The organism is Roseateles sp. FW305-36, assembly GCF_058787015.1.
The window spans coordinates 65,850-87,406 of the sequence record NZ_JBYSZK010000014.1; the positions used below are offsets into that span (position 1 = coordinate 65,850).

At 64.5% G+C, this 21,557-nt stretch carries 17 protein-coding genes, 3 tRNA genes and 1 pseudogene; 12 read left to right on the forward strand and 9 right to left on the reverse strand.

Annotated elements, in window-relative coordinates:
• Positions 1-11: 11 nt before the first annotated feature.
• Together AC3WOE_RS22785 and AC3WOE_RS22790 are read right to left on the reverse strand one after the other, a co-directional pair.
• Positions 12-374, reverse strand: coding sequence for a DUF4148 domain-containing protein (locus tag AC3WOE_RS22785; RefSeq protein ID WP_492693680.1), 363 nt, complete (start codon positions 372-374; stop codon positions 12-14).
• A 91-nt stretch (positions 375-465) separates the two neighbouring features.
• Positions 466-1,113, reverse strand: a complete 648-nt coding sequence (locus AC3WOE_RS22790) for a dihydrofolate reductase family protein (protein ID WP_492693681.1) — start codon at positions 1,111-1,113, stop codon at positions 466-468.
• A gap of 77 nt (positions 1,114-1,190) precedes the next feature.
• Here AC3WOE_RS22790 and AC3WOE_RS22795 point away from each other — a divergent pair, with 77 nt between their 5' ends.
• From AC3WOE_RS22795 to AC3WOE_RS22820, 6 genes and pseudogenes are all read left to right on the forward strand, one after another.
• Positions 1,191-1,484 carry a hypothetical protein gene (locus AC3WOE_RS22795; RefSeq protein WP_492693682.1) on the forward strand — a complete coding sequence of 98 codons (294 nt, stop codon included), beginning with the start codon at positions 1,191-1,193 and terminating at the stop codon, positions 1,482-1,484.
• Between the two features lie 58 nt (positions 1,485-1,542).
• Entirely contained in the window at positions 1,543-3,123 is a 1,581-nt protein-coding gene (locus AC3WOE_RS22800; protein ID WP_492693683.1) for an ABC transporter substrate-binding protein, read from the forward strand.
• On the forward strand, positions 3,120-4,682 hold the full coding sequence (locus AC3WOE_RS22805; RefSeq protein ID WP_492693684.1) for an ABC transporter substrate-binding protein: 1,563 nt from the start codon (positions 3,120-3,122) through the stop codon (positions 4,680-4,682). The genes AC3WOE_RS22800 and AC3WOE_RS22805 overlap by 4 nt, the downstream gene beginning before the upstream one ends.
• Positions 4,683-4,687: 5 nt before the next feature.
• Positions 4,688-6,253, forward strand: a pseudogene (locus AC3WOE_RS22810) (ABC transporter substrate-binding protein).
• A gap of 27 nt (positions 6,254-6,280) precedes the next feature.
• Positions 6,281-6,928: a trimeric intracellular cation channel family protein gene (locus AC3WOE_RS22815; protein ID WP_492693685.1), complete on the forward strand. Its 648-nt coding sequence runs from the start codon at positions 6,281-6,283 to the stop codon at positions 6,926-6,928.
• Positions 6,929-7,058: 130 nt separating this feature from the next.
• The gene (locus AC3WOE_RS22820; protein ID WP_492693686.1) at positions 7,059-7,502 is read left to right on the forward strand and encodes a hypothetical protein; all 444 of its coding nucleotides are present in this window, start codon (positions 7,059-7,061) and stop codon (positions 7,500-7,502) included.
• A 68-nt stretch (positions 7,503-7,570) separates the two neighbouring features.
• Here the strand turns inward: AC3WOE_RS22820 and AC3WOE_RS22825 are convergent, their stop codons facing one another.
• From AC3WOE_RS22825 to AC3WOE_RS22845, 5 genes are all read right to left on the reverse strand, one after another.
• The gene (locus AC3WOE_RS22825) at positions 7,571-9,334 is read right to left on the reverse strand and encodes a beta-1,3-glucanase family protein (RefSeq protein WP_492693687.1); all 1,764 of its coding nucleotides are present in this window, start codon (positions 9,332-9,334) and stop codon (positions 7,571-7,573) included.
• 327 nt (positions 9,335-9,661) lie between these two features.
• Positions 9,662-10,615: an NAD(P)H-dependent flavin oxidoreductase gene (locus tag AC3WOE_RS22830; RefSeq protein WP_492693688.1), complete on the reverse strand. Its 954-nt coding sequence runs from the start codon at positions 10,613-10,615 to the stop codon at positions 9,662-9,664.
• A gap of 10 nt (positions 10,616-10,625) precedes the next feature.
• The gene (locus AC3WOE_RS22835; RefSeq protein ID WP_492693689.1) at positions 10,626-12,413 is read right to left on the reverse strand and encodes an acyl-CoA dehydrogenase; all 1,788 of its coding nucleotides are present in this window, start codon (positions 12,411-12,413) and stop codon (positions 10,626-10,628) included.
• Between the two features lie 78 nt (positions 12,414-12,491).
• Positions 12,492-13,424, reverse strand: a complete 933-nt coding sequence (locus tag AC3WOE_RS22840; protein ID WP_492693690.1) for an electron transfer flavoprotein subunit alpha/FixB family protein — start codon at positions 13,422-13,424, stop codon at positions 12,492-12,494.
• A 78-nt stretch (positions 13,425-13,502) separates the two neighbouring features.
• Positions 13,503-14,258, reverse strand: coding sequence for an electron transfer flavoprotein subunit beta/FixA family protein (locus AC3WOE_RS22845; protein ID WP_492693691.1), 756 nt, complete (start codon positions 14,256-14,258; stop codon positions 13,503-13,505).
• 174 nt (positions 14,259-14,432) lie between these two features.
• Between AC3WOE_RS22845 and murI the strand changes: the two genes are divergently transcribed.
• The 6 genes from murI to AC3WOE_RS22875 all read left to right on the forward strand — a co-directional run bounded on the left by murI (position 14,433) and on the right by AC3WOE_RS22875 (position 21,028).
• The gene (gene murI, locus AC3WOE_RS22850; RefSeq protein WP_492693692.1) at positions 14,433-15,257 is read left to right on the forward strand and encodes a glutamate racemase; all 825 of its coding nucleotides are present in this window, start codon (positions 14,433-14,435) and stop codon (positions 15,255-15,257) included.
• Between the two features lie 147 nt (positions 15,258-15,404).
• Positions 15,405-15,491, forward strand: a tRNA-Leu gene (locus tag AC3WOE_RS22855).
• Between the two features lie 22 nt (positions 15,492-15,513).
• Entirely contained in the window at positions 15,514-16,950 is a 1,437-nt protein-coding gene (locus tag AC3WOE_RS22860) for a site-specific integrase (protein WP_492693693.1), read from the forward strand.
• Between the two features lie 263 nt (positions 16,951-17,213).
• Positions 17,214-18,743: a hypothetical protein gene (locus AC3WOE_RS22865; protein WP_492693694.1), complete on the forward strand. Its 1,530-nt coding sequence runs from the start codon at positions 17,214-17,216 to the stop codon at positions 18,741-18,743.
• Between the two features lie 12 nt (positions 18,744-18,755).
• A complete protein-coding gene (locus AC3WOE_RS22870) occupies positions 18,756-20,660 on the forward strand; it encodes a hypothetical protein (RefSeq protein WP_492693695.1) in 1,905 nt (634 codons plus the stop codon).
• The gene (locus tag AC3WOE_RS22875; RefSeq protein WP_492693696.1) at positions 20,660-21,028 is read left to right on the forward strand and encodes a hypothetical protein; all 369 of its coding nucleotides are present in this window, start codon (positions 20,660-20,662) and stop codon (positions 21,026-21,028) included. The genes AC3WOE_RS22870 and AC3WOE_RS22875 overlap by 1 nt, the downstream gene beginning before the upstream one ends.
• Before the next feature lie 329 nt (positions 21,029-21,357).
• On the opposite strand, the gene AC3WOE_RS22880 is transcribed toward AC3WOE_RS22875, so the two are convergent.
• Together AC3WOE_RS22880 and AC3WOE_RS22885 are read right to left on the reverse strand one after the other, a co-directional pair.
• Positions 21,358-21,433 (reverse strand) — tRNA-Gly (locus tag AC3WOE_RS22880).
• 46 nt (positions 21,434-21,479) lie between these two features.
• Positions 21,480-21,555 (reverse strand) — tRNA-Gly (locus tag AC3WOE_RS22885).
• Positions 21,556-21,557 lie beyond the last annotated feature (2 nt).

Consider the following 21,557-nt stretch of genomic DNA (forward strand, 5'->3'; position numbering starts at 1 on the left):
TATGCACGGGCCTATTGCGTCACCGCGGTGGTGCCCGATTGAGCCGTCGCTTCAGCCACCTCGCCGCGCTCACGGGCGATGCGGGCCACGAGCTGCTTGAAGGCCGGCGCGGCGCGCAGGGCCTGGTAACGGGCCTGGGCCGCGATATAGGCGTTGCTGAAGGCGTCGGGCGACTCGCTGCCGTCCAGCGCGGCCAGGCCGGAGCGGCGGTAGATCTCCAGGTCGGCGATCACCTCGGCGCGGCTGCGCGGCACCGGGGTGTAGGCACGCAGCTCGGCGCTCGTCGGCATGTCGCCGGACGGCGCACCCTGGGCCAGGGCGGCAGAGCCCAGCAGGGCGATCAGGGTGGCGATGGCGAAGTTCTTGGCAGGCATGGCGGTACTCCAGAGAGGCGGTGGTGATGGCGGTGCAGGAAAGCCCCGTCCGCCCCTGGAGATACCAGCCCGGTCGCCGCCCTATTCCCGCTCACCCAGATCTCGTCAGCACCACATGCATGGCGTTGGCCGTGGTTTCGCGCTCGCTGACCTGCCAACCCATGACCGGCAGATCGAGACCAGCCAGCAGAGACTCGCCGCTGCCCAGCAGCACAGGCGACATCGCCAGGTGCATCTCGTCGATCAGGCCGGCCTGCAGGTACTGGCGGATGGTCGAGACACCACCGCCGATGCGCACGTCCTTGCCGGCGGCCGCCTCCTTCGCGCGCCGCAGCGCGGCTTCGAAGCCCTCGGTGACGAAATGGAAGACCGTTCCGCCCTCCATCTCCAGTGGCGGCCTCTCGTGGTGGGTCAGCACGAAGACCGGCACGTGGTAAGGCGGGTTGCTGCCCCACCAGCCCTTCCAGCTGTCGTCGGGCCAGGAACCGCGCACCGGGCCGAACATGTTGCGGCCCAGGATCCAGGCGCCGACGTTGTCGAAGCTGCGCACCGCGAAGCGATCGTCGGCATCCGTCGTCCCCCCCTCGCCGCCGACCATCTTCTGGAAGGTGCGGGTCGGGAAGAACCACTGGTGCAGGGCGTGGCCGCCCACGCCGAGCGGCGCTTCCAGGCTCTGGTTGGGCCCTGCTCCGAAGCCGTCGAGGGAAAGGCTGAAGGCGGCAACTCTGACCTTGGACATCGGGGACCCTCCTGGCGACCATGGGTATGGCAAGCTGCCGCACCCTAGCACGACGTAAAACGACATGAGGACTTCGCGTGGCGACGCCTGAGCGAATCATCCAGATCCATCCCGAGGCCCCGCCCAAGCCGGCCGTCGGCGAGCCGTGCAATGGCTGCGGCGTCTGCTGCCTGGCCGAGCCCTGCCCCCTGGGCGTGATCCTGAGCCGGCGCCTCAAGGGTGCATGCGTGGCCCTGCGCTGGGACGGTGCACGCTATGTGTGCGGCGCGCTGGCGGCACAACCCAGCGGGCTGCGTGGCTGGCTGGTGCGGCGCTGGATCGCAGCGGGTGCGGGTTGCGATTGCTCGCTCGAACCCGCGGGCAAGCCCTAGCGGACACCCCCGGGGTCGCGGCTACATTTTTTGGCTTCTGACGCCCCGAGGAAGCCGCATGAAATCCGTTCTTCGCCATCTGCCGCGACTGTTGCCTCTGCTGGCCGCCCTGGCCATCGGCGCCGCCGCTGCCGCCCCGCTGCGCTGGGCCGCCCAGAACGACATCCTGACGCTGGACCCGCACTCGCAGGATCACAACACCTCCAACACCTTCTCCGCCCATATCTACGAGGGCCTGACCCGCCGCAGCGAGACCTACCAGCCCGAGCCCTCGCTGGCCACCAAATGGACCTATCTGTCGTCCACGCAGGTCCGCTTCGAGCTGCGACGCGGCGTCAAGTTCCATGACGGCTCGGCCTTCACGGCCGACGACGTCGTCTTCAGCTTCGACCGCATCCGCCAGCCAAGCGGTACCAAGCAGACCTATGTGTCGGGCATCAAGGAGATCAAGAAGGTCGACGACTTCACCGTCGACCTGCTGCTGGAGGCGCCCACGCCGATGCTGCTGCAGAACATCGTCAACTTCAACATCATGAGCAAGTCCTGGTGCCTGAAGAACAACGCCGGCAACATCGCGGACTACAAGTCCAAGGACGAGAACTACGCCAGCCGCAACGCGGTGGGCACCGGCCCCTACCGCTTCGTGTCCTGGCAGCCCGACCAGGCGCTCAAGCTGGTGCAGAACAAGGACTGGTGGGGCAGCAACAAGGGCAATGTCACCGAACTGACCTATCTGCCCATCAAGTCACCACCGACGCGGGTCGCGGCGCTGCTGTCGGGCGATGTGGACCTCGTCACCGACCTGCCGCCGGCCGACTTCTTCAAGATCAAGGAGGAAGGCAAGCTCAAGCTCATCGAGGGGCCGGAGGTGCGCACCATCTTCTTCGTCATGGACGAGGGCAGCGACGAACTGCGCGACTCCTCCGTCAAGGGCAAGAACCCGTTCAAGGACAAGCGCGTGCGCGAGGCGCTGAACCTCGCGCTGGACCGCGAGGCGATCAAGCGCAGCATCATGCGTGGCCTGTCGGTGCCGGCGGCACTGATGGTGCCGCCCGGCGTCAATGGTTGGGACGCCGGCCTGGACGCGCCGCTCAAGCCCGATCCGGACAAGGCCCGCAAGCTGCTTGCCGACGCCGGCTACGGCCAGGGTTTCGAGGTACCGCTGCACTGTCCCAACAATCGTTACGTGAACGACGAGCAGATCTGCCAGGCCGCCGTGTCGATGTGGGCCAAGATCGGCGTCAAGGTGCGCCTGGTGTCGACGCCCTTCGTCACGCACAGCCAGACCTTCCAGCGCGGCGAGTCGCCCCTCTACATGCTGGGCTGGGGCGTCTCCACCTACGACGCGCAGTACGCCATGCAGGCCTGGGGCCACACACGCACCGGCGGGCCCGACGGCAATTTCAACTTCGGCAAGGTCAGCGACGCCAAGCTGGACGCCCTGATCCAACAGATCAAGTTCGAATCCGACACGGCCAAGCGCAATGCCCAGATCCGTGAGGCCCTGCTGCGCATCCGCGACGAGTACCTCTTCATTCCTATCCACCACCAGATCCGGCCCTGGGCCATGAAGCCAGGCGTGGACACGCTGCATCGCTCCAACGACCAGTTCGAAGCCCGCTTCACCACTGTCAAATGAAGCTGCGCTCCTTCGCAGCGGTGTTGCTGCTCGTCTGCAGCCTGGCAGACGCTGCGCCGCTGCGCTGGGCCGCGCAGAACGACATCCTGACGCTGGACCCGCATTCGCAGAACCACACCACCTCGCTGACCATCGCCGCCCAGGTCTACGAGGGCCTGACGCGGCGCGGCGAGAACTACCAGCCCGAGCCCTCGCTGGCCACGCGCTGGACCTATGTCTCGCCCACGCAGGTGCGCTTCGAGTTGCGCAAGGGCGTGAAGTTCCACGACGGCAGCCCCTTCACGGCGGATGACGTCGTCTTCAGCTTCGCACGCATCCGCGAGCCTCAAGGGGCCATGCAGGCCTACGTGTCGGGCATACGCGAGATCCGCAAACTGGGCGACCACAGCGTGGACCTGATGCTGGAGGCGCCCACGCCGCTGCTGCTGCAGAACCTCGTCAGCTTCGCCATCATGAGCAAGGCCTGGGCGGAGAAGAACCGTGCCGGCCATGTGGAGGACTTCAAGGCCAGGGACGAGAACTACGCCTCGCGCAATGCCAACGGCACCGGGCCCTACAAGCTGGTCAGCTGGACGCCCGACCAGGCCGTGCAGATGGCCATCAACAAGGACTGGTGGGACGGCAACAAGGGCAATATCACCGAGCTGACCTACCTGCCCATCAAGTCGTCGCCGACGCGCGTGGCGGCCCTGCTGTCCGGCGACGTGGACCTCGTCACCGACGTGCCGCCGGCGGACTACCAGCGTCTCAAGTCCGACACCCGCCTCAAGATGCTGGAAGGCACCGAGGTGCGCACCGTCTTCTTTGCGATGGACACGAGCAGCGCCGAGTTGCGCGACGCCAGCATCAAGGGGCGCAACCCCTTCAAGGACAGGCGGGTGCGCGAGGCGCTGAACCTGGCCCTGGACCGCGAGGCCATCAAGCGCAGCATCATGCGCGGCCTCTCGGTACCGGCCGCGTTGATGGTGGCGCCGGGCGTCAACGGTTATGACGCCGGCCTCGATGCGCCGCTCAAGCCCGACCTCGACAAGGCCAGGAAGCTGCTCGCCGAGGCCGGCTACCCGCAGGGCTTCGAGCTGCCGCTGCGCTGCCCCAACAACCGCTACGTCAACGACGAGCAGATCTGCCAGGCGGCGGTGGCCATGTGGGCACGCATCGGCGTGCGGGCCCGTCTCGTCGCCCAGCCCATGAGCCTGCATGTCCAGGCCCTGGAGCGCTTCGAGTCGCCCTTCTATCTGATCGGCATCTCCATGCCCACCTATGACGCCCACCAGGGCCTGCAGGGCTGGGGCCACAGCGTGGACGCACGCGGCAACGGCGGCCAGAACTTCAGCCACCTGTCCGACCCGACGCTGGACAGCCTGGTGGAGCGCATCCAGTTCGAGCCCGACATCGCCCAGCGCAACGCCCTCATCCGCGAGGCCCTGCTGCGCGTGCGCGACGAGTACTACTTCATCCCCGTGCACCACCAGATCCGCCCCTGGGCCATGAAGCCCGGCGTGCAGACCCTGCATCGCTCGAACGACATGTTCGAGGCCCGCTTCACCGCCATCCGCTGAGGCCCATGAAACCGACCACCCTTTGGGCTGCCGCCTGGCTGGCCACCGCGCTGACCGCCTCGGCCAACCCGCTGCGCTGGGCGGCGCAGAACGACGTCCTGTCGCTGGACCCGCACGCCGCCAACCACGGCACCACCACGACGCTGACGGGCTATGCCTACGAAGGCCTGGTGCGGTACACCGAGAAGTTCGAGGTGGAGCCGGCGCTGGCGACGAGATGGACGGCGATCAGCCCCACCCAGATCCGCTTTGAACTGCGCCGCGGCGTCAAGTTCCACGAGGGCCAGTCCTTCAATGCCGACGACGTCGTCTACTCCTTCGCCCGCCTGCGTCATCCGGCCAGCAAGATGACCATCTTTGCCACCGGCATCAAGGAGGTGCGCAAGGTCGATGACTTCACGGTCGACCTGCTGCTGGACTCGCCCCAACCGGTGCTGCTGCGTAACCTGGTGTTCGTGCGCATGCTCAGCAAGGACTGGCTGATCAAGAACAAGTGCTAGAAGCCGCAGGAACTCAAGGACAAGGAAGAGACCTACTGCTCCCGCAATGCCAATGGCACGGGCCGCTTCAGGCTGGTGTCATGGCGCCCCGATCAGCAGCTGCAGTTCGCCGCCTTCCCCGGATGGTGGGACCAGCCCCGGGGCAATGTCAGCGTGCTGACCTATTTGCCCATCAAGCAGGATGCCACGCGCGTCGCCGCGCTGCTGTCCGGTGACATCGACCTGCTGACCGACCTGCCCCCTCAGGACGTGGCCAAGCTCAAGGCCGACCCGCGCCTGAAGGTCATCGACGGGCCGGAGAACCGGACCATCTTCTTTTTCATGGACCAGGGCAGCGACGAGATCCGGGACAGTTCGGTCAAGGGCCGCAACCCCTTCAAGGACAAACGGGTGCGGCAGGCGCTGAGCCTGGCACTGGACCGAGAGGCCATCAAGCGCAACTTGATGCGCGGCTATTCCGTGCCGGCCGGCCTGATGGTGGCGCCCGGCACGGCGGGCTGGACGGCGGAGCTCGACACCCCCATGCGGCCGGACGTCGCCCGCGCCAAGGCCCTGCTCACCGAAGCCGGCTACCCCGACGGCTTCGAAGTGCCTCTGCGCTGCCCCAACGACCGTTACGTGAACGACGAGGAAATCTGCCAGGCAGCGGTGGCCATGTGGGCCAAGATCGGCGTGCGCGCCAAGCTGACCGCCCAGCCCATGTCGCAGTTCACGCCGGCCCTGCAGGCCTTCGACCTGTCCTTCGGGCTCTATGGCTGGGGCGTCAACACCTTCGACGCGCAGTACACGCTGCAGGACATCGTGCACACCCGCACCGGCGGGCCGGATGGCAAGGGCAACTACTTCCGCCTCAGCGATGCCGGCGTGGACGCCCTGGTCCAGCAGATGCGCGGCGAGACCGATCCGGCCAAGCGCCTGGCCCAGATGCAGGAGGCGCTCAAGCGCACGCGTGACGAGGTGCTCTTCATCCCCCTGCACCACCAGGTCAGGCCCTGGGCCATGAAGGCCAATGTCAGCATTCCCCATGCCGCCAACGATGCGCCGCAGATGCGGCTGGCCACGGTGAAATGAGTCCGCCGCCGAGGCGATGATGCGCGAGTGAAACCACCCGTCATCAATTTCTCCACGCTGCAGGCGGCCGTCGAGATCGCCGCCACCCTCGCCTTCGCGCTGTCAGGCCTGCTGGCCGGCGCACGCAAGCAGCTCGACGTCGTCGGCCTGTGCGTCGTCGCCGGGCTGTCGGCCTTCGGTGGCGGCACGCTGCGCGACGTGCTGCTGGACCGCCGGCCCTTCTTCTGGGTCGAGCACGCCGACTGGCTGTGGGTGCTGATGGGGCTGTGCCTGGCGGCCATGCTGCTGATGCGCCGCCGCCACCTCGCGCTGACCGAGCGCGCCATCCAGTGGCCCGACGCGCTGGGCCTGGGCCTGTTCACCGCCAACGGCACGCTGGTGGCGCTGGATGCCGGCATGCCGGCCATCGTCGCCGTGCTGATGGGCGTCATCACCGCCGTCTTCGGCGGCGTGCTGCGCGACATCGTCTGCAACGAGATTCCCGCGGCCTTCCACGACCATCGCCCCTATGCGCTGTGCAGCTTCGTGGGCGGCTGGGTGCTGGTGGCTGCCGTGGCCCTGGACTGGCCGCAATGGGCCACCATCAGCGCCGCGGCCGCGACGGCCGTGCTGCTGCGCGGGCTGGCGCTGTGGACGGGATGGACGCTGCCGCACTGGCGCATCCACAAGCGCTGAGGCGATTCATCAAGCTTGATGACGTCGCCGGTCCCATGACAGGCATTGCACGGCCCGACGCCGGATAGTCACCCGGCGCAACACCGCGCGACCGCGATCACCCGCGTCAAGAGGTGAAGGGGCCATCGACATGGACATCAGAAAAGTCACGACGACGATGTTTGCGACGGTTGCGATGCTGGCGAGTTCAGCCGCGTTCGCCCAGGACTCCAGCTACAAGCCTGGCACCGTCTGGAACTTCTCGCACATCAAGATCGAGCCGGGTCAATTCGAGAACTACATGGACTTCCTGTCCAAGACCTGGAAGAAGGGCAACGAATGGGGCAAGAAGGAGGGCAACGTCGTCTCCTATCACGTCTTCGCCGTCAACAACCCGCGCGAAGGCGAACCCGACCTGATCCTGGCCATCGAGTCCAAGGACTACCTGAGCAACGCTCAGCAGCTCGACCTGCAGAAGAAGTTCGAGGCCTATATGGCGGCCGACACGCGCAAGATGGACGCGGCCTCCGGCGAGCGCAAGGTGATGCGCAAGCTGGCCGGCAGCATGGAAGTGCAGGAGCTGGTGTTGAAGTAAACCGGTGACGGCTTTGCAAGCAAAAAGGCCCCGCGCTGCGGGGCCTTGTCGTTTGGCAAGTCCGGGGCTTACCAGCCGATGGTGTAGGTCACCGTCGTCGGCGCCTGGGTGTGCAGCGAGGGGCTGAAGTCGCCCACGTCGTCGTAGGCGAAGCCGTAGGCCTTCTTGTTGATGCTGTGGTCATGCCAGAACTTGGCGAACCAGTTGCCCAGCGTGCCGGCGGGATAGTGGGCCGACTGGACGTACCAGTTGGCCGGCGTTTCCAGCACATGGCGGTTCAGCGCGGCGCAGATCTGGGCCTGGATCTGCAGCTGCGTGCCGATGTTGGTCGGGTTGCCGCTGGCATCGGCCAGCAGGCCGGCGCCCAGCAGCACGCTGGCGGTGTCGGGCTTGCCGTTGATGTAGAAGGTGCCGGCTGGCGAACCGCCCGTGAAGGTCCAGCGGTCACCGCTGATGCGGCCGCGGAAGGTGCCCAGGTTCTGCAGCGTGAAGACCAGGTCCTCGTTGCGATAGCGGGCCCAGACGGCGTCGATATAGGGCTGCAGGTAGCTGGCGTTGGCCGCACCCGGCTTGAAGGTGCCATGGGCCGGGGCAATGATGCGATACGGCGCGTACGGCGCCTGCGCCAGCGGCTGGAACGGTGCCGGCACTTCGGCCTGGTACTTGCTGAACAGCTGGTCACGCGTCTCGGTCAGCGCCTCACCGACGGTCTGGTCGTAGCCGCCCAGGCCTTGCACGCGCAGCTTCAGCGGAAAGCCGAAGTGGTCGACGCGCGTCGTGTTGATGAAGATGCCGGGGTCGGCCTGGCCCTGCGGGATGATGGCCATCTCGCCGAAGTCGAAGTTGACGTCGATGTTGGGATCGGTCGGGTTCTCGATGTTGGCACCGGCATAGCCGATGTTGCCGTTGCCGTCGACGACGACGCGGATGTACATCGGCGAGCCCACCGACATCAGCACGCGGGCCGAGTTCAGCGCCGGGATGGTGATGGAGCGCGTGTTGCTGAGCTTGTGGAAGTAGTTGGTGTAGGTGACACCGTTCTTGGTCAGCGCGCCGTTGTCGCTGGTGGACATGGGGATGAAGTTGCCCGCGGCGTCCACGCGTACGAACTTGCCGGTGCTCCAGTCCTTGCCGATGATGGCGAAATAGACTTGGTCGTCGGTCCAGCGGCCGCCCGTCTGGTTGACGATGTTGAAGGTCGTGCGGCCGTTCCACGTGCCCGAGGCCTGGCCGACCTTGTACGACGAGGCCAGGTCGTTGAAGGCGCGGTTGACGAGGTTGGGCTCGTTGGCCGTCAGCACCAGCGAAGCGCCGCCGTAGTTGATGTCGTTGTACAGCGTGACCTGGTAGCCGGACTGCACCTTGACGGACGAGATGCGGTCGTTCCAGGCCGAACCGATCCAGGTCGAATCGGCGCTGACGCACAGGCTCTCGCCGGCATAGTTGATGTCGGCGTAGAAGCAGATCGGGCCCGAGGCCTGGGTGTTGCCGTTGACGGTGTAGCTGAACTTCGGCGTGTCGTAGGCCGGCGTGCCGTTGTTGTAAGTGAACCAGTAGCCGATCACGTTGCCGCTGGCGACGGTGACCTTCTGCTCATAGCGGCCGTTGGCAGCCGTCATGCGGATGTTCTGCTGGGCGCCGTTGTTGACGGTGTAGTGGGCGTCGACCCAGGTGGTCGACACATTGGACTTGAACCAGATGGTGGCCGTGGTGCCGCTGACGTCCACGCCCTGGGTGTAGTCCTGGGCCAGGGCTGGGGTCGCGCCGAGCAGGCCGAGCACCAGCGCCAGCCAAGCGCCCATCAGGCGCAAGCAACGCAAAACAAGATTCACCTTTGTCTCCTTGCCCGCTCGTCGTGAGGATCGGCGGGTCGTTCGGGGTCCCAACGCTGGGAGGGCGCAAGCCCTTCCCTGGCCGGTGTCTCGACTGCAAGGACCTACTGCGCTCCCCGGCATGCAGCCGCTGCCGGGGTCAGGTCGCCATCGGAAAGCCGCTTGAAAGCGCTTTCAGATTTGTGCGGCATCCTCCCGGGAGAAGAGAGAAAGCGCTTTCATGGAAAACCCGTGCGAGACGTTTTCATGAGTCGCTCGCTTCAGGGACAGGAAACTCACCAAAGGAAACGGCCGCCCGAGAGCGGCCGTCGATGCAGAGACAGGAATTCAGTTCAAGGACAGGCGCGCGCGTGCCGCCATGTACTCGCGCTTCAGGCGCGCCACGAGTTCACCGGCAGGCACCACTTCCTTGACCGCACCAATGCCCTGGCCGCTGCCCCAGATGTCCTTCCAGGCCTTGGCCGCACTGCCGCCGAAGTTCATCTTGCTGGGGTCGCTCTCCGGCAGGTTCTCGGGGTCCAGGCCCGCCGCGACCACCGAGCCGCGCAGGTAGTTGCCATGCACGCCGGTGAAGAGGTTGCTGTAGACGATGTCGTCGCTGTTGCTGGCGACGATCATCTGCTTGTAGTCCTCGCTGGCCCGCGCCTCAACGGTGGCGATGAAGGCCGAGCCGATATAGGCCAGGTCGGCGCCCATGGCTTGCGCCGCCAGGATGGCATCGCCCGTGCCCATGGAGCCCGAGAGGGCCAGCGGGCCGTCGAACCATTCACGGATCTCATGGATCAGCGCGAACGGGCTCTTCACGCCCGCGTGGCCACCCGCACCCGCCGCCACCGCGATGAGGCCGTCGGCGCCCTTCTCGATGGCCTTCCTGGCGAACTTGTTGTTGATGATGTCGTGCAGCACGATGCCGCCCCAACCGTGCACGGCGGCGTTCACGTCCTCACGCGCACCCAGGCTCGTGATGACGATGGGCACCTTGTACTTGGCGCAGACCTGCATGTCGTGCTCGAGCCGCTCGTTGCTCTTGTGCACGATCTGGTTGATGGCGAAGGGCGCGGCGGGCTTGTCCGGGTTGGCGCGGTTGTAGGCGGCCAGCGTCTCGGTGATCTCGGCCAGCCATTCATCGAGCAGTTCGGCCGGGCGGGCGTTCAGCGCCGGCATGGAGCCGACGACGCCGGCCTTGCACTGCTCGATGACGAGCTTGGGGTTGCTGATGATGAACAGCGGCGAGCCGATGACCGGCAGCGGCAGGTTCTTCAGGATAGCGGGCAAAGCCAAGTCAGTCTCCTCAGAAGCTCTCAAGGGCCATGGCGGTCACGCTGTCAGCGCCGTCGACGATGGCGGCGCGCAGCGACGAAGTGCGCGGCAGGATGTGTTCTGCGTAGAAGCGCGCCGTCGTGATCTTGGCGGCCATGAATTCCTTGTCAGTCGCCAAGGCGTCTTCCGCGGCCATCAGGGCGCGCGCGAGTTGCCAGCCAGCGACGAGATTGCCCGCCAGCATCAGGTACGGCACCGAGCCGGCATAGGCGGCATTGGGGTTGCCCTTGGCTTCAGCCGCGATGAAGTCCACCACGGCGAGGAAGTCCTCACGCGAGGCGCGCAGGGCCTTGAGCACCGCCCGAGCAGCCACGCTGTCGCGCTGGGCCAGGGCTGCTTCGGTGACTTCGATCTGGCCCGCGATGCCGCGCGCCAGTTGGCCGCCGTCGCGCGAGGTCTTGCGGCCGACGAGATCGTTGGCCTGGATGGCCGTCGTGCCTTCGTAGATGGTCAGGATCTTGGCGTCGCGGTAGTACTGGGCCGCGCCGGTCTCCTCGATGAAGCCCATGCCGCCGTGCACCTGCACGCCGAGCGACGTGACCTCCAGGCTCATCTCGGTGCTGTAACCCTTCACCAGCGGCACCATGAAGTCGTAGAAGGCCTGGTTCTGCTTGCGGGCCTCGGCGTCGGGGTGATGGTGAGCCGCGTCGAAAGCCGCAGCGGCCGTGCTCGCCATCGCGCGGCAGCCCTCCGTCAGCGAGCGCATCGTCATCAGCATGCGGCGCACATCGGGGTGGTGAATGATGGCGGCGCTGCCGGCCACCGAACCGTCCACCGGGCGCGACTGCACGCGGTCCTTGGCATAGGCCACGGCCTTCTGGTATGCGCGGTCGGCGATGGCGATGCCCTGCAGGCCGACGCCGTAGCGGGCCGCGTTCATCATGATGAACATGTACTCCAGGCCGCGGTTCTCCTGGCCGATCAAGGTGCCGATGGCGCCGCCGTGGTCGCCGAACTGCAGCACCGCCGTCGGGCTGGCCTTGATGCCCATCTTGTGCTCGATGGACACGCAGTGGGCGTCGTTGCGGGCGCCCAAGGATCCGTCGGCATTCACCATGAACTTCGGCACCAGGAACAGGCTGATGCCCTTCACGCCCTCCGGCGCCCCGGCCACGCGGGCCAGCACGAGGTGGACGATGTTCTCGGCCATGTCGTGTTCGCCGTAGGTGATGAAGATCTTGGTGCCGAAGATCTTGTACGTGCCGTCACCCACGGGCTCGGCGCGCGTGCGCACCAGGGCCAGGTCGGAGCCGGCCTGCGGCTCGGTCAAATTCATCGTGCCCGTCCACGAGCCGTCCAGCAGCTTGGGGATGTAGACACTGCGCTGCTCGTCGCTACCCGCCGTCAACAGAGCCTCGACGGCGCCGTCGGTCAGCAGCGGGCACAGCGCGAAGCTCATGTTGGCCGACTGCAGCATCTCGTTGCAGGCCGCCGCTATCGTCTTGGGCGCGCCCTGGCCGCCGAACTCGGTCGGATGCACCAGGCCCTGCCAGCCGCCCTCACCGTAGGCGCGGAAAGCCTCCTTGAAACCGGGCGTGGTCGTGACGACGCCGTCCTTCCAGCTCGACGGGTTCTTGTCGCCCTCGAAGTTCAGCGGCGCGATGACGTCCTGCGTCAGCTTGGCGCACTCCTCCAGCACGGCGCCGGCCGTGTCCAGGCCGAAGTCGGCGAAGGCGGGGACTTGTTGGGTCAGGGTCTCCAGGCCAGCGAGGTGCTGGATGTTGAAGAGCATGTCCTTGACGGGGGCTTGGTAACTCATTTGTTCCTCCAGGCGGAGACAAAAAGGGCGCCGCGACAGACGAAGTCGGGGCGCCCGGGGTGCGGTCGGCGCTCGGGTTTACAGCGCGTTGACGAGTTCCGGCACGGCCGTGAACAGGTCGGCTTCGAGGCCGTAGTCGGCCACCGAGAAGATGGGGGCTTCCGGATCCTTGTTGATGGCCACGATCACCTTGGAGTCCTTCATGCCGGCCAGATGCTGGATGGCGCCGGAGATGCCGCAGGCCACATACAGCTGGGGCGCAACGATCTTGCCGGTCTGGCCGACCTGCCAGTCGTTGGGCGCGTAGCCGGCGTCCACGGCGGCGCGCGAGGCACCCAGGGCGGCGCCCAGCTTGTCGGCCAGCGGCGTCAACACTTCCATGAACTTGTCGTTCGAGCCCAGGGCACGGCCGCCGGACACGATGATCTTGGCGGCGGTCAGCTCGGGGCGGTCGCTCTTGGTGACCTCACGGCCCACAAAGCTGCTCTTGCCAGAGTCGGCGGCAGCCGTAGCGGATTCAACAGCGGCCGAGCCACCGGTGGCGGCTGCCGGGTCGAAGCCGGTCGTGCGCACGGTGATGACCTTGGTGGCATCGGCGCTTTGCACGGTGGCGATGGCGTTGCCGGCGTAGATCGGGCGCTCGAAGGTGTCGGCGCTGACGACCTTGGTGATGTCGCTGATCTGGCCCACGTCCAGCAGGGCGGCGACGCGCGGGGCGACGTTCTTGCCGGCAGCGGTGGCGGGGAAGAGGATGTGGCTGTAGCCCGAAGCCAGCGCGATGACTTGCGCGGCGACGTTCTCGGCCAGGCCTTCGGCCAGCGTGGCGGCGTCGGCGTGCAGGACCTTGGCGACACCGGCGATCTGTGCGGCGGCCGCAGCGGCGGCACCAGCGTTGTGGCCGGCCACCAGCACGTGCACGTCGCCGCCCAGGGCGGCAGCGGCGGTGACGGTGTTCAGGGTGGCGGCCTTCAGGGTGCCGTGGTCGTGTTCAGCAATGACGAGTGCGGTCATCTCAATTTTTCCTAGTCAGTTGAGGACAGAGCTGGCGGCTGCGCCGCTGCGGTCTGTCCCGCAAAGTTCTCAGATGGCTTAGATGACCTTGGCTTCGGTCTTGAGCTTGGTAACGAGGGTCGCCACATCAGGCACCTTCACGCCAGCGCCACGCCTGGGCGGCTCGCTGACCTTCAGCGTCTTGATGCGCGGCGAGACATCCACACCCAGATCGGCCGGCTTGACGATGTCGAGCTGCTTCTTCTTGGCCTTCATGATGTTGGGCAAGGTGACGTAGCGCGGCTCGTTCAGGCGCAGGTCGGTCGTCACGACGGCCGGCAGGCTCAGGGACACGGTCTCGAGGCCGCCATCCACTTCACGGGTCACGTTGACCTTGTCGCCGGCCACTTCCACCTTGGAGGCGAAGGTGCCCTGCGGCATGCCGGTCAGCGCGGCCAGCATCTGGCCGGTCTGGTTGCAATCGTCATCGATGGCCTGCTTGCCGAGGATGACGAGCGAGGGGCCTTCCTTGTCGACCAGGGCCTTCAGCAGCTTGGCGACGGCCAGGGGCTGCAGCTCGAGGTCGGCAGGGGTTTCGACCAGGATGGCACGGTCGGCGCCGATGGCCATGGCGGTGCGCAGGGTTTCCTGGCACTGGGTGACGCCGCAGGACACGGCGATCACCTCGGTAACAGCGCCCTTCTCCTTCAGGCGCACCGCCTCTTCGACGGCGATCTCGTCGAAGGGGTTCATCGACATCTTGACGTTGGCGATATCAACGCCCGTGCCGTCGCTCTTCACGCGCACCTTGACGTTGTAGTCGACGACACGTTTGACAGGGACCAAGACCTTCATCGAAAACTCCAGCTCGAATTGACGTAAACGTTAATCAGATTCTAAGGGGCGCTCCTCGGGGGAGCCGGGCTTAAAAAAGCACGATCGTTCGATTCTAGCCAGACCCTTGTTGGCGGTGGACGAAGCTTTTCTGGAGAGGCCTCTCGAAAACGTGAAGCTAGACTGCTTTTGCTCATGCAGATTGATGATCCCCACCCGCGCCGCGAGATCGGCGTCTTCGACTCCGGTGTCGGCGGCTTCACCGTGCTGCGCGAACTGCGCACGCTACTGCCCTCCGCGCGTCTGCGCTACCTCGCCGACACGGCCTACGCCCCCTATGGCAATCGCAGCCCCGACGAGATCCGGGCGCGCAGCGTCGCCATCACCGAGCACTTGGTCGAAAAAGGCGCCGAGCTCATCGTCGTCGCCTGCAATACAGCCACGGCCCACGCCATCGAAGCCTTGCGTGCGCGCTGGCCCGCCCTGCCCTTCGTCGGCACCGAGCCTGGCATCAAGCCCGCCGTGGCGGCGACACGCAATGGCCGCATCGGCCTGCTGGCCACGCCCTCCACCGCCGCGAGCACCAGACTGCGGGCGCTGATCGACAGGCATATCGGCGACCGGCAGGTCGTCGTGCAGGGCTGCGCCGGCGTCGTCGATCGCATCGAGGCGGGCGACCTGGACAGCGCCGAGTTGCAGGCCCTCGTCGACCGCTATTGCGCGCCCATGCGCGCTGCAGGCATAGACACAGCCCTGCTGGGCTGCACCCACTATCCCTTCATCGAGCCGCTATGGCGGGCTGCACTGGGTCCTGAGGTCGAGTTGCTGCGCATCGAGACCGCCGTCGCGCGTCGGGCGCTCAGCCTGTGGACGCCCAGGGAAGGCGACATCCCTGCACTGGACATCGAGACCAGTGGCGATCCCGTGGCCCTGCAGCGCTGGATCGGCCGCGTGCTGGGCTGGCAGGACACCGCCGTACAGGCCTGGCAGCCGCAAAGCAAAACGGCCAGCAGCTGCTGACCGTTGAGTGGTGCGCGGGACGGGACTTGAACCCGTACGTCCCTTTCGAGACGGCGGATTTTAAGTCCGCTATCCGGGCCTTTCGACGCACCTGGCCGCATCCGGCGCTTTGGGTAAGATGGACACATTATCATTGTTGTGCCCGCGGCCGGCGTGGCGAAATCGGTATACGCAAGGGACTTAAAATCCCTCCTCCTCACGGAGATGCGGGTTCAAGTCCCGCCGCCGGCACCACAGCGGGCACGCGCATCGCGCAATGCCCAACCTGGATCGGCCTGGCGTCCACACGCTTCCCCTCCTTCGGCTGACCTCTGTCCGGAGCACCCCTGGCGCGGGCTGCTTGCCTGTCGATCACCGCCACGACGGGAAGCACGTCAAGTATTGGCGCGAGCCCACCAAGCCCAGTGCTACGCGCTGGACAGAATTCCGTTCGTTCCCGCTTGTTGTCGACAGTGCCGGTGCGCCGTGGCCGGCAGCCTGCATGTGGTTGCTGGACAAAGCGCAAGCCAAGCCAATGGGCGTCAGTTCTCTTAAGCCCGTGGCCCAAGATCTGGCCGCTTACAAGACCTTCCTCGATGAGCTGGCTCTTGAGTGGGACGACTTCTCCGCTGTCGAGAAGTACGCCCGTCCCACCTACCTGTACCGAAATCATCTTCATGCCCAGCTCAACTCGGGCGAACTGAAGAAGTCGACCGCGTCGAGACGCATGTCGACCGTCATCAGCTTCTATCGCTTTCTCATGCGCAATCCGCTGATGCGGTTCTCACCTGCCAACGACCCGTGGGTTGAGACGGAGGTGGGCATCGAGTATCGGGACGGCAAAGGCTTCAAGCAGGTGGCGTCCGTCTTGACCACGGACGTGTCCATCAAGGCACCCACCTATCAGGATGCGTGGGACGAAACCATCCACGACGGAGGCAAGCTGCGCCCGCTGCCCGTGTCAGAGCAGACGGCGCTGGTGGCCGCCTTGAAGGAACTAGGCAACATCGAATACGAGCTGATGCACTACATCGCTCTCCTCACTGGTGCACGCGAGATGACCGTCCTTACGCTTCGGCTCCGAGACGTGATGCGCCCAGCGGACCAGATTCCGCAGTGGTCGCACAAGATTCGATGCGGCCCCGGCACGGGAATTGACACCAAGGGGAATGCCACTGATGTGTATCTCTCGATGCCGCGACAGCTCTATGAAATGCTGCATGCCTACGCGGTGTCAGACCGCGCCATGCACAGGCGAGCCAAGACGGCCAGAGGCGAAGACCCCAGCAACTATCTGTTCCTGACCCAGCGGGGCCAGCCCTACTACGAGTCCAAAGATGACCGCAATGCGGTGCGCGACTCCGATTCCCCGCTGCGACGCTCTGCGCTTAGCGGAAGGCCACTGCGCAAGTTCATCGAGCAAAGCGTCATCCCCCTTGTGCGCAAGACCCAACCAAAGTTCAAGTACCGATTCCATGACCTGAGGGCCACCTTCGGCATGAACTGGGTCGACTATCAGATGCTTCAGGCCGGCCCTGAGGGGTTCGCAAAACACTACGCCTGGGCCCGGGACCAGCTTAGAAAGCTGATGTGGCACAGGAGCCCTCTTACCACTGACAAGTACCTGGAGTACCGCGAGCACATGCATCACCTCGAGCTGGCGCAGCAAGGCTGGAGCAATCACCTGGTCGAACTGATTCAGGGAACCAAGTGAGTCCGTCAAGCACAGCGCTAGCAGCCAGCTGGCAACGGTGCACGCCCACCTACGTCAAGACGCTCCCGGTTCTCGACTTCCCGTTCAGCACGGCGCCGGACATCTATGTTCCAGCCAACACTGTGCTGCGACTCACAGATGGGAGCCAGGTTTACTCTTTTCAGTGGTGCTACCTCCGACGTGAAGGTGAAGGACGCGGCGTCCTCAAGTGCTTCGATGCCAGCTCGCTCTCCGAGGCAAGGGTCAAGGCAATTTCTCCGGCCTTGGAGCGCCTGTCGAAATCGTTCCTCTTCAACAACGCCAGGCCCAGGACTATCGAGCGCTCATTGCACGAGCTGGGCTTCCTGCTCTCTTGGGCTGACCAACCTCAGCACGCGGGACGCTTCGAGGCGCTGCTGAGTGATCCGAGCGTCGGCTTGGAAGCGCTGAAGGGCTATCACACGTACCTCCGCAACCAGCTGCAAAACCATAAGCTCACCTCGAGCACCGCCAGCGATAGAGACCTAGGTGCCATCGCGTGTCTGTCGGAGATTCATGGCCGCGTCTACAAAGACCACATTGAGCCGTTGCCGCGTATCAGGGGCGAAGGAACGGATGCACCGGACGCTCAAGCGGTGGGCGCGTTCAGCTCGACGCTCCAGGCCGTGTTCGATTCCGCAGCTGGGATAGTTTTGGGCGAACGCCACATGGCACCTGAGCGGTTGCTGCGAGTCTCCGCCTCTGATGACTCTAAGGTGGTCGGCCTACGAGCTAGTTACGGCCCGCTGCGGCTCATGGAGCTCGCCTGTGTGAGCTTCGCCGGCTTGGTATTCGTCGACTCCGGCGCGAACTTGTCGGTTCTCAAGGAGTATGAGGAGCCGGAGGATTTGGAGGACCAACTGGCGGAGCCCGACCGCATCAACCTCACGCAAAAGGCAGTGAAGTTTCGCGCTGGCGGTAGAGCAGTGGAGGTTCATCTGTCTGCCACCACGATGACCCGCCTGAAGACATTCCTGCGGGTGAGGCAAACACTTGTGGTCTCGCTGGGAGGCGGTGACATCGCACCCATGTTTGTGCAATGCAACTACAAGAAGTTGAAAGGTGAACCCACTTCCATCTGTGCGCTCGACCAAAGCTTCCTACTTCATCTCAGGCGGAAGGTCGTCCGTGCGGGAGCAAGCCTGCCTAGCGTTACTTTGCGCCAGCTACGCGCCTACAAGCAGCAGGACTTGGTTAGAAAGGCCCCAGTTGCAGTGGCAGCGAAGATCATGGGCCACAGCGTCAAAACCGCCGTCGCGGCCTACTGCAAAGCCCAGGAGGCTACGCGGCAAGGTGAGATGACCGCGTTCCTTGGCTCGCTTGAAAAAACTGTTCTGGCGACTTCTGAGGACCTTCCAGCGCGGTCGCAAACGAAGGTCATCCCCATCGGCATTTGCGTTGACCATGGGAAACCGTCACCTCCCGATTCGTCGGCCGCCGTCGCGCCGGACTGCAACAAGGTGGAAGGATGTTTCTTCTGCAGCAACTACCGCCTTCACGCGGACGCGGAGGATATGAGGAAGCTGATGTCGTGTCGCCGGGTGCTGAAGCACATCGTCCCTTTGAACGCGGACTCTGTTAAGGCCGAGCGGCTTTACACCGCCGTCGTGGATCGCGTCAACGCGCTGCTCGGGGAGCTCAAACTGCGCAAACCCCAGGCCTATGAGGCCGTACGCGCGGAGGTCGAAGAGCGCGGCCAGCTCACCCATTACTGGGCCCGCAAGCTCCAGCAACTGCATCTGCTGGGCATGTTGCCTGCGTCGACTGGACAGTAGGCCGAACTGCATATGAACATTTCAACTCTCGCCCGTACCGCCCCTGCTATCCCTGATGAAGACACACGCCAGTCGTTCTTCCCTGCAGATCTGCCGGTGTGCTACGACACGGCCGGTGGTGTGGCCTCATGTTTCGGCGACCGCTCATGGAATTTGAGCAGCATGAGCACCGATGGCACGGCGGCTATAACGCTGTACTTCTACGAGCCGGAAGGCGCACCGGCGTCGGGCCTTAAATGGCTCATTCGCGAGCAGCACAAGGCTCTTATGTGGCTGCACATGGACGCAGGCAGGACGAGAGCCTGGCCCACGCTGCTGAACACAAACTTTGCCTTGAACGCTTGGTGCGAAATGGCCGCCGACAAGGGTGTAGACCTCTACACCCTGCTGACCACTTTGGAGTGTGTCACGGAGGGCGCGAAAACCATGAATACGCAGTACCTGGCCGTGTCGTCCGCTGCGCTAAAAACCCTGTGGCGCCACCGTAGGCAGTTGGGCGCGCCTGCGGACATTCAGCTACAGATCCTTCGAGCCGCCTTGAATGAGGAGTTCAGGAGTCGTCCCGACACAAAGCAAACGCCACTCATCCCGTCTCGCGTGTACTGCGCCATCCTGGCCGCGCTTGGCGACCGCATGAGCGTCATCGAGCAGGAGCTCGACACGCTGCTCGACTGCTATGCCAAAGAACGAGCTGTATCGCGCAACACCCAGGATCTGACATCAAACCAGCGCGAATACATGCGCGTCAAAACCCTCGCCGATGTAGCGGACCAGATGAAAGGGTTGGGCTACGTACCGGGCCCTGGCAAGGCGCTCGACAACTTCATTTTGGCGCGCCTCGTCGAGCATCAAATGGCCTTGATGCTCGTGGTGGCAGCCTACACCGGCATGCGCATTGGCGAGGTGTCCATCCTGCCGCTCGAAAACGTCTTGGAGGAGTTTGAGCAGATGGGTTCGACGCACTATGAACTTCAGGGCTTCACTCATAAGTTGCATAGGGGGGTCAAGCGCCCGACGGCCTGGATAACGAGCCACCAGGGCGCCCGTGCTGTGCGTCTCGCTCAACGCATTGCTCTAGCGATTGAACAGCAACGCGGCAAGCCCCCCAAGGCCGGACAGCGAGCCCTGCTGTTCCCGTCTACGCAGAACCCCTACAGAGCAATGTCAAACGGGCCCCTCAATCGATCCTTATCCCTTCTCAGAGGAGTCATCTGCCCAGTCATCGAGCAGTCTGACATCGATGAGCTTGACCGTCTTGAACTTGCTCGTGGATGGGCCCGCGACGACATCGTGGTCAGCAAGCGCTGGCCCCTTGCGTTCCACCAGCTGCGTCGCAGCCTGGCGGTGTATGCACACCGATCGGGCATGGTCAGTCTGCCAGCGCTCAAGGCGCAGCTGCAGCACATCATCGAGGAGATGTCTGCTTACTACGCCGACGGGTTCTCCAGGGCTGTCAACCTGGTGTTCGACAAGGAGCACTTCTCGCATGAATGGAGGGCTGCCAAGGCCGAGAGCAGCTACTTTTCCTACGCCTTCGGCGTGCTCTTCTCGGATCAAGACTTGCTCGGCCAGGGCGCACAGCGCATGGCCAGCACCGTTGAATCTCGCAGCCGGCAGGACACGCTGCGCCTATTCGAGGAGAACAAGGTCGCCTACTGCGAGACCCCGCTGGGTGGCTGCGTGTCGACAGAAGCGTGCAAGACTGATCCTCTGGAACCCATACCGTTCGACTGCCTGGAAACCAACTGCGTAAACCTCGTGGTCTTCCGCAAGCGACTGGACCACGTCATCAAGTTCCAGGAAGTGGCGGTGGCAGCTCTGGAGAGAGACGAAGAAGGAAGCGTTGAGCATCGATTGGAAGCCCGTCACCTCGAAGTGCTCCTCAAGGCAAGCAATCGCCTCCAAGGAGCTCAGTGATGGCCGCGAAGATCCAAGTCGACAAGTACCTCGAGGCCTTAGAGCGCCTCAAAGCTCGCGGGGAGCCCATCAACAACGATGCGGTGGCTAAGGAAGCCGGTTCAGGCAAGGGAAGCATCAAGAAGTCCAGGCCGGGCTATGCGGCGCTCATCGCCGCTATCGATCAGGCCGCGTTGGACCAGAAACAAGCCAAAGCTGCAGCCGATCCCATACCTCAACTGCGCCAGCAGCTTGCCACGCTGCAGCAACGGCTCGACAGCTCTCTTGAACGAGAGATGTCTTTACTCAATGAGGTTTACTACCTTCGAGAGGAGAACCGGCAACTCAAGCAGGGGCGCCTGGCCGTCGTGTCTGAGCGAAGCCGCTAGTCGAGTATTTGCAGTGCAGGGTTATCCACGGGCGGCGTGGCGCATGCCACGCAGACGCCGCCGGTGGGTAACCCGTGTTAGCGCGACCCGGCGGTGGACACATGGGCGTCCTTAACCCTATCAACTGTTCACAAGACGCAAGACTCTGATGGACACAACAGACTGCGCTAAGTTGTTGATTTTTGCCAAATCCGATGTGTCCACTTTGCGTGAAGCCCCGAATAAGACGGTGCGTTTACCGATTTCGCCACCCGCGCGGCGGGCTGGATTATCCGGGGGCCGCGCAAAAGAAAACGGGAGATTCGACATCATCGAATCTCCCGTGAGTTTGGAGCGGGTAACGAGGCTCGAACTCGTGACCTCAACCTTGGCAAGGTTGCGCTCTACCAACTGAGCTACACCCGCGCATTTCGAACAGCCTTGCGACTGAACATCGGTGCGACCGATTTTTTGGAGCGGGTAACGAGGCTCGAACTCGTGACCTCAACCTTGGCAAGGTTGCGCTCTACCAACTGAGCTACACCCGCAC